Source organism: Streptomyces sp. NPDC096310 (assembly GCF_044763125.1).
In the GTDB taxonomy this organism is placed as follows: Bacteria; Actinomycetota; Actinomycetes; order Streptomycetales; family Streptomycetaceae; genus Streptomyces.
In genome coordinates this window covers 540,704-553,155 of sequence record NZ_JBIWFO010000004.1, presented here as the reverse complement: position 1 = coordinate 553,155, position 12,452 = coordinate 540,704, and the positions used below count along the sequence as shown (strand labels likewise).

10 protein-coding genes and 2 pseudogenes are annotated in these 12,452 nt (G+C 73.2%); 8 read left to right on the top strand and 4 right to left on the bottom strand.

Features of this window, described 5'->3' with window-relative positions:
• Positions 1–111: 111 nt before the first annotated feature.
• The 5 genes from ACIQ7D_RS13415 to ACIQ7D_RS13395 all read left to right on the top strand — a co-directional run bounded on the left by ACIQ7D_RS13415 (position 112) and on the right by ACIQ7D_RS13395 (position 5,265).
• A complete protein-coding gene (locus tag ACIQ7D_RS13415) occupies positions 112–864 on the top strand; it encodes a GntR family transcriptional regulator (RefSeq protein WP_403936876.1) in 753 nt (250 codons plus the stop codon).
• Between the two features lie 403 nt (positions 865–1,267).
• Positions 1,268–1,447 carry an SPOR domain-containing protein gene (locus ACIQ7D_RS13410; protein WP_385003720.1) on the top strand — a complete coding sequence of 60 codons (180 nt, stop codon included), beginning with the start codon at positions 1,268–1,270 and terminating at the stop codon, positions 1,445–1,447.
• Between the two features lie 68 nt (positions 1,448–1,515).
• Positions 1,516–1,911 carry a (deoxy)nucleoside triphosphate pyrophosphohydrolase gene (locus ACIQ7D_RS13405; RefSeq protein WP_403936874.1) on the top strand — a complete coding sequence of 132 codons (396 nt, stop codon included), beginning with the start codon at positions 1,516–1,518 and terminating at the stop codon, positions 1,909–1,911.
• Positions 1,912–2,095: 184 nt separating this feature from the next.
• Entirely contained in the window at positions 2,096–2,566 is a 471-nt protein-coding gene (locus ACIQ7D_RS13400; protein ID WP_403936872.1) for an ATP-binding protein, read from the top strand.
• Between the two features lie 146 nt (positions 2,567–2,712).
• On the top strand, positions 2,713–5,265 hold the full coding sequence (locus ACIQ7D_RS13395; RefSeq protein WP_403936870.1) for a SpoIIE family protein phosphatase: 2,553 nt from the start codon (positions 2,713–2,715) through the stop codon (positions 5,263–5,265).
• Between the two features lie 152 nt (positions 5,266–5,417).
• Here ACIQ7D_RS13395 and ACIQ7D_RS13390 read toward each other — a convergent pair.
• Together ACIQ7D_RS13390 and ACIQ7D_RS13385 are read right to left on the bottom strand one after the other, a co-directional pair.
• Positions 5,418–5,570, bottom strand: a pseudogene (locus ACIQ7D_RS13390) (PspA/IM30 family protein); the annotation flags it as partial.
• The gene (locus tag ACIQ7D_RS13385) at positions 5,545–7,686 is read right to left on the bottom strand and encodes a TPM domain-containing protein (protein WP_403936869.1); all 2,142 of its coding nucleotides are present in this window, start codon (positions 7,684–7,686) and stop codon (positions 5,545–5,547) included. The gene ACIQ7D_RS13385 and the pseudogene ACIQ7D_RS13390, both read right to left, overlap by 26 nt.
• Positions 7,687–7,823: 137 nt before the next feature.
• On the opposite strand from ACIQ7D_RS13385, the pseudogene ACIQ7D_RS13380 reads away from it, so the two are divergent.
• From ACIQ7D_RS13380 to ACIQ7D_RS13370, 3 genes and pseudogenes are all read left to right on the top strand, one after another.
• Positions 7,824–8,346 (top strand): annotated as a pseudogene (locus ACIQ7D_RS13380) (acetylxylan esterase).
• Between the two features lie 115 nt (positions 8,347–8,461).
• Positions 8,462–8,929: a MarR family winged helix-turn-helix transcriptional regulator gene (locus ACIQ7D_RS13375; RefSeq protein ID WP_403936866.1), complete on the top strand. Its 468-nt coding sequence runs from the start codon at positions 8,462–8,464 to the stop codon at positions 8,927–8,929.
• A 92-nt stretch (positions 8,930–9,021) separates the two neighbouring features.
• Positions 9,022–9,576: an isochorismatase family protein gene (locus ACIQ7D_RS13370; protein ID WP_403936864.1), complete on the top strand. Its 555-nt coding sequence runs from the start codon at positions 9,022–9,024 to the stop codon at positions 9,574–9,576.
• 15 nt (positions 9,577–9,591) lie between these two features.
• Here the strand turns inward: ACIQ7D_RS13370 and ACIQ7D_RS13365 are convergent, their stop codons facing one another.
• Together ACIQ7D_RS13365 and ACIQ7D_RS13360 are read right to left on the bottom strand one after the other, a co-directional pair.
• Positions 9,592–10,464, bottom strand: coding sequence for a succinate dehydrogenase/fumarate reductase iron-sulfur subunit (locus ACIQ7D_RS13365; RefSeq protein WP_403936862.1), 873 nt, complete (start codon positions 10,462–10,464; stop codon positions 9,592–9,594).
• Entirely contained in the window at positions 10,461–12,395 is a 1,935-nt protein-coding gene (locus tag ACIQ7D_RS13360; protein WP_403936860.1) for a fumarate reductase/succinate dehydrogenase flavoprotein subunit, read from the bottom strand. Before ACIQ7D_RS13360 ends, ACIQ7D_RS13365 begins: the two co-directional genes overlap by 4 nt.
• Between the last annotated feature and the right edge of the window lie 57 nt (positions 12,396–12,452).

Genomic DNA, 12,452 nt, shown 5'->3' with positions numbered 1-12,452 from the left:
CCGCAGCGTAAACGCAAATCATCACTTCGAGTGAAACCCTGGCCCACGCTTGCGGTCCACAACCGACGGTTGCCAATCTGTTGCTGTCTGTCAACCTGATGGGAGTGGCCCGTGGCCTTCGGTGAGCAGCCCGCTTATCTGCGCGTGGCGAGTGATCTGCGCGAGAAGATCGTCAATGGCGCGCTGCCCCCGCACACCCGCCTCCCGTCGCAGGCCCGCATCCGCCAGGAGTACGGCGTCTCCGACACGGTCGCGCTGGAGGCGCGCAAGGTGCTGATGGCCGAGGGCCTGGTGGAGGGCCGCTCCGGGTCGGGTACGTACGTACGGGAGCGTCCCGTGCCGCGCCGGATCGCCCGGTCCGGCTACCGGCCGCCGGTGGGGTCCAGCCCGTTCCGCCAGGAGCAGGCGGAGGCGGGAGTGCGGGGCACGTGGGAGTCGAGGAGCGAGCAGGGCGAGGCGTCGCAGGAGATCGCCGCCCGGCTCGGTATCGAGCCCGGCGACCGGGTGATGCGTACGCGCTACGTCTTCCGGGAGGCGGGCGATCCGATGATGCTCTCCACCTCCTGGGAGCCCCTGGCGGTGACGGGGCGTACGCCGGTGATGCTGCCCGAGGAGGGGCCGCTCGGCGGCTGCGGGGTGGTGGAGCGGATGGCGGCCATCGACATCGTCGTGGACAACGTCCTGGAGGAGGTCGGCGCGCGCCCGGGGCTGGCGGACGAGCTGATCACGCTCGGCGGCGTGCCCGGCCATGTGGTGATGGTCCTGGAGCGGACGTACTACGCGTCGGGGCGCGCGGTGGAGACGGCGGATGTCGTGGTCCCGGCCGACCGCTACCGGATCGCCTACCACCTTTCGGTCAAATGACCGGAGGGCGGGTGTTCCCGCCCGCACGGTGGTGACGGTGAGCGAGCTCCGGCGGACGCGCCCTGTCTCCCGCGCGCCGCTCCCACGGCCGTGCGGATCGGATGTGAGGGGCCTGACCATGGCCGATTCCCTCCCCTGGGCCACGCCGTCCCCGGGGCGGAGCGGCCCGCCGGGTGAACGGACGCCGGCCGGGAGCGGGCCGGGGGGACCGGTCCGTACAGGGGGCGCGTTCGGCTGAGTGCGCCCCCTCCCCTTGGTTTTCGGCGCTTTGTTGGCCGGATGCGTACCTCTTTGTGTGAACCCGTATTCGCTCAGTAAAGGTCAGGCGTACGCTCGGGCATATGCGGAATGCGGTTTCCTGGAGAACCTCGGAGAGACGCGGGTCGTCGGTGGAAGGGGCTCGATGAACGACAGCGGAGCCCTGCTCCCATGGCTGGTCATACGGCAGGACGACAACGGCAATCGCTACCGCGTCGGCAGGTACGCCACGGAGGACGAGGCCCAGAAGATGGCCGACAACCTCGGGACGCGCGGACACCGGCAGATGTACTGGGTGGAGCGCGTCAGCCAGACCACCCCGTAGCACGGCCCCTCGGGGCCCTTGGAGGGCGCACCGCTCCGTGGTGGCGTCCGCACGTTACGCTCCGGCGCATGAGTGATCGTGTGGTGGTGGCGGGCGCCGTGTACGACCGCGGCAGGCTGCTGGCCGCCCGGCGCAGTGCGCCGCCCGAGCTGGCCGGCCGCTGGGAGCTGCCCGGCGGCAAGGTGGAGCCGGGGGAGCGTCCCGAACAGGCCCTCGTGCGTGAGCTGCGGGAAGAACTGGGCGTGGAGACGCGCCCTATGGAGCGGGTCCCCGGTGAGTGGCCGCTCAAGCCGGGCTATGTGCTCCAGGTGTGGACGGCCCGGCTGCTCGCCGGGGAGCCGGAACCGCTGCCTCTTGAGGACCACGACGAGCTGCGCTGGCTCGGCCCGGACGAGATCCACACGGTGGACTGGCTCGACCAGGACCGCCCGGCGGTCGCCGAGGCGGCCCGTCGGCTCCCGTGACGCCGGCGCCCGTGATCCGCGCCCCGGGCCCGCCCGCGCTTCAGTTCCGGCCCGCGCTTCCGTTCCGGCCCGCGCTTCCGCGCCCGTCGGCTCTCGCGGACCCACGAGGGTAGTTGTCCCGAATTCCGGGTATATGTCGAACTGCCCCTCTCGTACGGTGAGGGCGTGCCGTCGGTCCTGGGATGTGGTCGGCTTGATCGACACAGCGGATGGCGCCCGCGCCGAGTGGACCTTCCCTGCCGAACCCGACACCGTACGCACCGCACGTCACGCCGTGCACGACACCCTCCACGCCTGGGGCGCGCCCGCCGCCCTGCGTGATCTGGCGGTCCTGCTCGTCAGCGAGTTGGTGACCAATTCCCTGCGCTACACCTCCGGGCCGATCGGCGTACGGCTCGCCGTCCACGCCCTCGCGGTGGAGAGCGCCGAGAGGACCGAGAGGGCTGAGGCCGCCGGGGGAACGGCCGGGGCCGACGCCGCCCTGCTGGTGGAGGTCTCCGACCCGCTGCCCGATCCCCCGACCGAACGCCTCGCGGGTCCCGAGGACGAAGGGGGCCGCGGGCTGCGGCTCGTGGCCTGTTCCGCCCGGCGCTGGGGGACCCGGCGCGGGAAGACGGGCAAGACCGTGTGGTTCGAGCTGCCCCTCCCTGGTTAGAAGAGTGAAGGGAGAACGATCACGACGGACTCGGCTCAAAAAGAGCGAGACTGTGCTGTGATCGTGAACGGCGTGCCGGCCGGGGCCGTAGTGCTGAATACTGCGGGCATGGCCGGTCCGGTGCGTGAGCTGGAGGGGACGGTCGCGTGAGCGAGATATCTGGGACGGCGGGTGACGTCGTATGGCAGAGCAATCCACCCGGCTCGATCTATGACTACATCAAGGTGGCTTCCTTCTCGATCGGCCCCGACGGGCTGGTCGACCAGTGGAGCGGGCGCGCCGCCGAGCTGTTCGGCATCAGTGCGCACCAGGTCAGGGGCAGGGACCCGGTCGAGGTGTTCGTACCGGCGGAGCTGCGCCAACAAGGTCACCGCGCGGTCAAGGAGATCCTCGACGGCAAGGAATGGACCGGACTGGTCCCGTTCCGGGCCGGCGAGGGGGGCGTGGAGCGCGGGCTCGCCGAGATCTATGTCATGCCGAGCGAGACGGAGAGCGGCGATCGGGGAGCGCTCTGTCTCGTCGTGGACGTGCGCGCGCTTCAGCGGATCGAAACCGATCTGGCCTCTTCGCAGGCGATTTTCGGCCAATCTCCCTTCGGTTTCCTGCTGTTCGGCACCGACCTCAAGGTGCGCCGCGCCAACCAGCGCTTCGCGACGGTCTTCGGCGGCACCACCGGCGACCACCGGGGCCGTACGGTCCACGACTACCTCTCCCGCCCCGAGGCCGACCGGCTGACCGGGGCCCTCAAGCGGGTGCTGGAGACCGGAGACACCGTCAGTGACCTCCAGATCGTCGGCACCGCCCCCGAGGATCAGGAGCGGCGGCACTGGTCGATCAACCTCTACCGGGTGCACAGCGGCTCGGGGCGGACCATCGGCGTCGCCGGGGTCGGCACGGATGTCACCCGCCGTCACAACGCCGCCAGGGAGGCCGCCAGCGCCCGGCGCGACCTCGCCCTCCTCAACGAGGCCAGCGCCCGCATCGGCAACTCCCTCGACCTGGAGACCACCGCGCGCGAACTGCTCGGCGTCGCCGTCCCCGGCTTCTGCGACCTCGCCGCCGTCGACCTCTACCAGTCCCTGCTCACCGGCGAGGAGGCGCCACCGGGACGGTGGGGCTCCTCCGGGGCCGAGTCCGGCGGCGGAAGCGCCAGGCTGCGCCGGGTCGCCTTCGCCAGCGCGGTCTCCGACGGCCCCCTGGGCGCGCCGGGCGGCAGCGACGGATATGTGTCACCGGACGTCGGCGCGGTCCACCGCTTCCCGTTCAGCTCGCTGAGCGCGAGCGCCCTGCGCACCGCCCGGGTGCAGTCCATCCCGGGGCAGGCCGGCAGTCTCGTACGGTCCACGCTGGCCGTTCCGATGGTCGCCCGCGACACGGTCATCGGCCTCGCCCAGTTCTCCCGTACGAAGGGCAGCGAGCCCTTCGGCGACCAGGACCGGGCGCTCGCCGTCGAACTGGCCGCGCGCGCCGCGGTCTGCATCGACAACGCCCGGCTCTACCGCAGGGAGCACGAGCGCGCGCTGATCCTCCAGCGCAGCCTGCTGCCGCCGGGGGACCCGGAGGCCGCCGGTCTCGACATCGCCTGCCGCTATCTGCCGGGCAACACCGCCACGGAGGTCGGCGGCGACTGGTTCGACGTCATCGAACTGCCGGGCCACCGGACCGCGCTGGTCGTCGGCGACGTCATGGGGCGCGGCCTGCGCGCGGCGGTCGCGATGGGCGAACTCCGTACGGCCGTACGCACCCTGGCGCTGCTCGACCTGGAGCCCGCGGAGGTGCTCTCCGCGCTCGACGAGATCGCGCGCGGTCTCGGCACCCCCAGCGGCGCGCAACAGGCGTCGCGGGTCGCCCACAAGTCCCGCGACGCGGAGCTTTCCGAGGTGTACCTGGCCACGTGCGTGTACGCCGTCTACGACCCCGTCACCCGGCGCTGCACGTTCGCCAACGCCGGCCATCTGCCGCCCGTCGTCGTCGAACCGGGCGAGGCGGCGCTGCTGCTCGACGTGCCGCCCGGCATGCCCCTCGGGGTGGGCGGGGAGCCCTTCGAACAGGTGGAGGTCGACCTGGCCGAGGGGTCGCTGCTCGCCGTCTACACGGACGGCCTCGTCGAGTCGCGGGACCAGCCGCTCGACGAGGGGCTGAGCGCCTTCCGCGCGGCCCTCGGCGACGCGGCCCGCCCGCTGGAGGACGTCTGCGACCACGTCCTCAACACGCTCGACACCCGGCACGGCGAGGACGACATCGCCCTGCTGATGGCCCGGATCCAGGGGCTGCCCGCCGAGGCCGTCGGCGACTGGAGCCTGCCGCGCGAGCCGCGCTCGGTGGGCCGCGCCAGGGAGCTGGTCCGTGCCCAGCTCGTCGCCTGGGACCTGGAACCGCTGGTGGACACGGTCGAACTGCTCGTCAGCGAGCTGGTCACCAACGCCCTGCGGTACGGCGAGGGCGAGATCAGGCTACGGCTGCTGCGCGACCGTACGCTCGTCTGCGAGGTCTGGGACGCGGGCCTCGTCCAGCCGAGACGGCGACGGGCCCGCGACACCGACGAGGGCGGCCGGGGGCTGCAACTGGTCGGGCTGCTGAGCGCGGCGTGGGGCTCGCGCCGTACACCGCGCGGCAAGACAGTCTGGTTCGAACTCGCGCTGCCGGACGGGGACTCGACGGCGGAGCCGACCGTGGAGCAGCTTCTGAGCATGTTCTGAGGCGAGCATGTTCTGAGCGTTCTGGGATGCCCCGGCGGGCGTACGGCGCAGCCTCCGGGCCCGCACTCCCCGCCGTGCTCCCCGCCCTGCGCCCAGCCCCGCGCCCCGGCGCGCGTCAGGCCGCCTTCAGCGCGGCCGGCTCCCGCTTGCCCATCGCCCCCCGCGCCTTGGACCGCCGCCCGCAGCTCGTCGGCCTTCCTGCCGGCCGCGACCGCCTTCGCGTCCCACTCCCGGGCCGCCTCGGTGCCCTCCAGGTGGTCCTGTTCCAGCAGCCGGAGATTAACGATGGTGCCCGCTGCCGCCCATCCGGCCGCGCGTACCGCCGCCGCCGAAGCTGCCGGGACCGCGCCCGCCGCCGTACCCCCCGCCGAATCCGCCCCCGACTCCGCCCCCGACTCCGCCCTCGCCCGTCCCGCGTCCGCCGCCGAACAGGCCGCCCAGGAGGATGCCGCCGAGCATGGCCCCGCCGACCCCGCCGCCCGTGCCCCGTACCCCGCCCGCGCCGTAGTGGCTCCCGTACGACAGCACGTCCCGCTCCGCGAGCTCCTGCGCCTGCCGCGCCAGCGCGTCCGCCCGCTGCGCCTCCGTCAGGGCCGGCCGGATCCCGCCCGTCGACGCCTGGGCCCGCGCCCACTCCAGCCGCCGCTGGGACTCCGCCAGCCGGGTCCGCGCCTGGCTGCCGACCGCCCCGCGGTGCGTGGTGACGTAGTCGGCGGCGGCGCCGACCGCCGAACGCGCCGTCAGCAGCGCCTGGTCGAGGAGCGTGCCCGCCCGCCGGTCGCCCTCCTCCCGCCGTCGCGCGCCGGTCAGCGCCTCGTCCAGCACCGCGTCCGCCTCCTCGACCCGGCGCAGCGCGTCGATCGGGTCGTACGGTCCCGCGTTGACCGCGCGCCGCACCTCCGCCGTCACCGCCTCGGCCCGGCCGATCCGCCCCTGGAGGTCGGTGGTCGGCACACCGGCCGGGGTGCCCTTCAGCAGGTCCCGGGCGTCCGTGAGATCCGTCTCCGTCTCCGTGAGCGCGCCGGGGAGCTTCCCGGCCGCCTCCGTCAGCTCCCGCGCCCGCCGCTCGACCGCGTCGACCAGCGTCGCCGCCTGCCCGACGGCGCCCTCGGCGGCCCGTACATGGACGGCGGCGTGCCCGTTCTCGCCCGACTCCACGAAACCGCCCGCCGTGTCCAGGCTGTCGGACGCGAAGACGAGCCGGTCCTCCGCCTGGGCGGGGCAGTCGGCGACCGGCGCGGACGCCGACTCCGCGTACCGTTCGCGCAGCCCCGCGAGGGTGGTGCGCGCCGTGCCGGCCCGTTCGCCCAGTTCACGGAAGGCGGCACGGACCGCGGCGAGCGCCTGCGGCGCGGTCCGCTCCAGGGACCGCAGCCGGTCGAACGCCCCGGACTCCGCGTCCAGCCTGCGGTCGGCCTCCGCGCAGCGCGCGATGATCTCGTCGAGCATCCCGCGGCGGGTCGCCTCGTCCTCCGGATACGCGTCGTCCAGCTCCTGGCGCAGCCGGAACGCCACGGTCAGTTCCCCCTTCGCGAACGCCACCGCGTCGGTGAAGGGCGCCGCCGCCTCCTCGCCGAACTGCGCCCTGGCGAAGCCGAGTTCCTCCTCGCTGGTGCGCAGGGCGTCGTCCGTCTCGACCAGCCGCCGCTTCGCCGCCGCGTCCAGCTCGGGCAGCGGGGGCACCGGGGGTTCCCGCTCGCGGCTCCCCGCCGCCCAGCCGCCGTCGTGGCCGTGGCCCGGCGTCGTACGGGCGCCGAACCGCCGCCGGCGCTTGGCGAAGGCGTACGTGGCGACCGCCCCCGCGCCGACCACCACGACGACCGGCAGCACCAGATTGGTCGCGGCGCCCGCGTCCGCCGCGGCGCCGCCCGGATCGGCCTCGCCGGGGGTGACGGCCGGGGCGGGCACGGGCCGGCCCGCCAGCACGGCGCCGTACCCGCCGGCGGCGCCCAGCGCCGCGCCCGCCCAGTCGTTCTGCCGCAGGGCGGGTTCGATCGCGGTCCTGGCGACATCGGCGAGCTGAGCCCCGGTGAGGGCCGAACCGGCGCCGGCGGAGCAGGCGTACCGCCGGTCGTGGGTGGCGACGGCGAGCAGGATGTCCCTCTGGCCGAGGCGGTTGCGGCTCGCCGTGGCATCGGCCCAGCTCTGCGCCGGCCGGCCGGAGAAGTCCCGTACGTACGCCACGAAGAGCTGGACGCGATGACTGTCGTAGAGGCGGTTCAGCGCCGTGGCGACCTGCGCCGTGTGGCCGTCGAGCGCGCCCACCCGGTCGGTGATCCGGCCCTGCCGGGAGAGCGTGACCGGGTCCTCGGCGCGGGCGCCCCCGGCCCCGGGCAGCAGCAGCCAGTACGCCAGGACCAGCAGGGCCACCAGCGGCCGAACGGCGGTACGGGGCGGGGGGCGGCTCTCGAAGGGCGTCACATTTCGGAGGTTATGTCCGTGCGGAAGGGGCCGCGACCGGACCGTCGAAGGGGCCGCGACGGGACCGCCGAGGGGCCGCAGGCCGCCTCACCCGCACGTCCTGTCCGGTGGCCGACCGGTCCGCTAATGTCGCGATCATGTCCGTGTTCGAGCATGGCTTCCCCTTCGATCCGGCGTACGGCCGGAGTCTCGACCAGCTCCTCGCCCTCCCCGCGCCGGCCGCACCGCCGGACTTCGACACGTTCTGGCAGGCGCGGTACGAGGCGGCGCGCCGGGTGGCGACGGCGCCCGCCGACGGTCCGGCGGAGCACGGCTTCGTCGTCGGGCACGGCTACGGCGGACGCCAGGACGCCGGCGACGCCGTACCGCTCCCGCTGCCATCGCGACCACCCCGAGGTCACGGAGGTCCTGTCCCGCTTCGACGCCGCCACGGCCGCGAGCAGGACCCGGGTGCCGGTGCTGGTGGCGCCGGCGCTCTTCGACCCGGCCGTGCCGCCGCCGGGCCAGTTCGCCGTCTACAACGCGCTGGCGGGCCCGCGTGAGCTGCGTGTCCTGTCGGCGGGCCACTTCGAGCACGCGGGCGGTGAGCAGGAGACGAAGGAACTGGCCTCGGCGCGCCGGCGCTTCTTCGCGGAACGGCTGAGCGCCCGCGCACGGTAAAGGCGCCAGAAAGAAAGACGGGCAAGAAAGACGGGCAAGAAAGACAGGTAAGAAAGACAGGTAAGAAAGACAGGCAACCTTGCAAGGTTGCCTGCTCTTCTCGTACGGTGGGCCCATGCCCGAGCCGAGCGGACCGCCCGCACCGTACGAGAGCGGGGAGCCGAGCCCCGAGCAGATCGCCGCCGAGCTGACCGCCGTCGTCGGCCGGCTGATGCGCCGGCTCCGTACCACCTCGCCCGACGACCGCCTCACGCCCTCCCAGCGCTCGGTCATGGCCCGCCTGAGCGGCGAGGGCCCGGCCACCACGGCCGCGCTGGCCCGCGCCGAGTATGTACGGCCGCAGTCCATGCGGCAGACCGTCGCCGCCCTGGAGGAGCAGCACCTCGTCGAGCGGACCTCCGACCCCGACGACGGCCGTCAGTCCGTCGTCTCCGTCACGGAGACCGGCCGCAGGACGCTCGCCGCCGTGTACGCGGCCAAGCAGGACTGGCTCTCGCGGGCGATCGCCGACGAACTCGACCCCGGCGAGCGCCGGGCGCTGGCCGACGCCACGGTGCTGATGCGCCGCCTCGGCGGGAGATGACGGCCGGCCCCCTCGAAGCCCCTCCCCCTCCCCCTCCCCCTCCCCCTGTCCCTGTCCCTCACGCCTCACGCCTCACGCAAGGAGCCACCCCCATGACCGCCACCACCCTGGACCCGAGGACCGCCCTGGTCGTCGTCGACCTCCAGAAGGGCGTCGTCGGCCTGCCCACCGCCCATCCGGCCGAGGACATCGTCGCCCGCTCCGCCGAACTCGCCGCCGCCTTCCGGGCCAAGGGCCTGCCCGTCGTCCTCGTCCGCGCCGTGGCCGCCGCCCCCGGCCGTACGGAGAGGCCGATGCGCGGCGGCGGCCGGCCCGCCGCCGACTGGGCCGACCCGGCGGACGGCCTGGGAGCCGAGGAGAGCGACCTCGTCGTCATCAAGCGCGTGTGGGGCGCCTTCCACGGCACCGATCTCGATCTGCTGCTGCGCCGGCTGGGCGTCACCCAGACCGTGGTGACCGGCATCGCGACCAGCAAGGGCGTCGAGTCCACGGCCCGCGCCGCCTACGAGCACGGCTACCACGTCACGGTCGCCACGGACGCGGTCACCGACATGGACGAGGCCGCCCACCGCAATTCCGTCGAGCGGATCTTCCCGGCGCTCGGCGAGACCGGCACCACCGACGAGATCATCAAGCTGCTCGGCTGACCAGGGCCGGCGTCGCTACGCGCCCCGGCGCCGGATCTTGTTGCCCAGCCACACCAGCGGGTCGTACTTCCGGTCCGCCACCCGCTCCTTGAGCGGGATCAGGGCGTTGTCCGTGATTCTGATGTTCTCGGGGCACACCTCCGTACAGCACTTGGTGATGTTGCAGTACCCCAGCCCGTGCTCGTCCTGCGCCGTCCTCCCGCGGTCGAGCCCCGACTCCCCGGCCGCGTCCAGCGGATGCATGTCCAGCTCGGCCACGCGCATCAGGAAGCGCGGCCCGGCGAAGGCTGTCTTGTTCTCCTCGTGGTCCCGCACCACATGACAGGTGTCCTGGCACAGGAAGCACTCGATGCACTTGCGGAACTCCTGCGAGCGCTCCACGTCGATCTGCTGCATCCGGTAGTCACCGGCGGCCACTCCCGGCGGCGGTACGAACGCCGGGATCTCCCGCGCCTTCGCGTAGTTGAAGGACACGTCCGTCACCAGGTCACGGATCACCGGGAAGGCGCGCAGCGGCGTGACCGTCAGGGTCTCCTCCCGCGAGAAGACCGACATCCGGGTCATGCACATCAGCCGGGGCCTGCCGTTGATCTCCGCGCTGCACGAACCGCACTTGCCAGCCTTGCAGTTCCAGCGCACCGCGAGGTCCGGGGCCTGGGTCGCCTGGATCCGGTGGATGAGGTCGAGGACGACCTCGCCCTCGTTGACCTCGACCGCGAAGTCCGTCAGCTCCCCGCCCTCCGCGTCGCCGCGCCAGAGCCTGAACCTCGCCTCGTACGAGGAGGAGGCCGCGCCTGCCCCCGCGTCCGCGCCGGCCCCTGCGCCCGCGCCCGTCCCCGCGTCCGCGCCCGTCCCCCCACTCGCGCCCGCACCCGTCTCTGTGCTCACTCGTGAAGCTCCTCTTCGGCGAGGTACTTGACCAGCTCTTCCTTGTCGAACAGCGCCAGCAGGTCCGGCCGGATCGGCTCCGTCGTCCGCCGGCCCAGTTCGATACGACCCTGCGTGAGACGGCAGTACAGATTGATCCGGCGCCAGTCGGCCACCATGCCCGGCCAGTCCTCCCGCGTATGGCCGCCCCTGCTCTCCGTACGCTCCAGGGCCGCCCGCGCCACGCACTCGCTGACCAGCAGCATGTTCCGCAGGTCGAGGGCGAGGTGCCACCCCGGGTTGAACTGCCGGTGCCCCTCGACCCCCGCGCGTGCGGCCCGTACGCGCAGCTCGGCCAGTTTCTCCAGGGCCTGCGCCATCTCGCCCTCGCGCCGGATGATGCCGACCAGGTCGTTCATCGTCTGCTGGAGCTCCTGGTGCAGGGTGTACGGGTTCTCGGCCGGTCCGCCGCCCGGGCCGTCCACCGGCCCCTCCGCGCTGAAGGGGCGCAGCGCCTCGGCCGCCGCTGCGTCGATCTGCGCCTCGTCGGGGACCGGACGCCCGGCACCCCCGGCCCCGGCCTCGGCCCCGTCCGCGAACCCGGCCGCGTGCTCCGCCGCGTACAGGCCCGCCCGCCGGCCGAAGACCAGCAGGTCGGAGAGGGAGTTCCCGCCGAGCCGGTTGGAGCCGTGCATGCCCCCGGCCACCTCGCCCGCCGCGTACAGCCCCGGCACACCCGCCGCGGCGGCGGTCTCCGAGTCGACGGCGATGCCGCCCATCACGTAATGGCAGGTCGGGCCGACCTCCATCGGCTCGGCCGTGATGTCGACGTCCGCCAGCTCCTTGAACTGGTGGTACATCGACGGCAGCCGCCGCCGTACGACCTCGGCGGGCATCCGCGTCGAGACGTCGAGGAAGACCCCGCCGTGCGGCGAGCCGCGGCCCGCCTTCACCTCGGAGTTGATGGCGCGGGCCACCTCGTCGCGGGGGAGCAGTTCGGGCGGGCGCCGGTTGTGGTCCGGGTCCTCGTACCAGCGGTCGCCCTCCTCCTCGGACTCCGCGTACTTCTCCTTGAAGACATCGGGCACGTAGTCGAACATGAACCGCTTGCCCTCGGAGTTGCGCAGTACCCCGCCGTCGCCGCGCACGGACTCCGTGACGAGGATGCCCTTCACGGAGGGCGGCCAGACCATGCCGGTCGGGTGGAACTGCACGAACTCCATGTTCAGCAGGGGCGCGCCCGCGAGCAGCGCCAGCGCGTGGCCGTCGCCCGTGTACTCCCAGGAGTTGGACGTCACCTTGAACGACTTGCCGATGCCGCCCGTCGCGAGCACGACGGACGGGGCCTCCAGCACGAAGAAGCGGCCGGACTCCCGCGCGTAGCAGAAGGTCCCGGCGACCCGCCCGCCGCCGTCCTTCAGGATCCGGGTGACCGTGCACTCCTGATAGACCTTCAGGCGCGCCTCGTGGTCGCCGTACTCCCGGAAGTCCTCCTGCTGGAGTGCGACGATCTTCTGCTGGAGGGTACGGATCAGTTCGAGGCCGGTGCGGTCGCCGACATGGGCGAGCCTGGGGTACTCGTGGCCGCCGAAGTTGCGCTGGGAGATCCTGCCGTCGGGCGTACGGTCGAACAGCGCGCCCCAGGTCTCCAGCTCCCAGACCCGGTCGGGGGCCTCCTGGGCGTGCAGTTCGGCCATCCGCCACTGGTTGAGGAACTTCCCGCCGCGCAGGGTGTCACGGAAGTGCACCTGCCAGTTGTCGCCCGCGTTGACGTTGCCCATGGAGGCGGCGATCCCGCCCTCGGCCATCACCGTATGGGCCTTGCCGAAGAGGGACTTGCAGATGACGGCGGTACGGGCACCGCGCTCGCGCGCCTCGACGGCGGCGCGCAGTCCCGCGCCGCCCGCGCCCACCACCACGACGTCCCACGGCCGGCGTTCCAGTTGCGTCATATGTGAAGGCTCACCTCGGAGTGGCTGTCGGAATGGCTGGTGTTGCGGCCGGTGTTG

Excerpts from the sequence above, each read along its gene's own strand:
- ACIQ7D_RS13370 (WP_403936864.1), top strand. The coding sequence starts at position 9,022 with ATGACCGCCACCACCCTGGACCCGAGGACCGCCCTGGTCGTCGTCGAC.
- ACIQ7D_RS13360 (WP_403936860.1), bottom strand. The coding sequence starts at position 12,395 with ATGACGCAACTGGAACGCCGGCCGTGGGACGTCGTGGTGGTGGGCGCG.
- ACIQ7D_RS13375 (WP_403936866.1), top strand. The coding sequence starts at position 8,462 with ATGCCCGAGCCGAGCGGACCGCCCGCACCGTACGAGAGCGGGGAGCCG.
- ACIQ7D_RS13410 (WP_385003720.1), top strand. The coding sequence starts at position 1,268 with ATGAACGACAGCGGAGCCCTGCTCCCATGGCTGGTCATACGGCAGGAC.
- ACIQ7D_RS13405 (WP_403936874.1), top strand. The coding sequence starts at position 1,516 with ATGAGTGATCGTGTGGTGGTGGCGGGCGCCGTGTACGACCGCGGCAGG.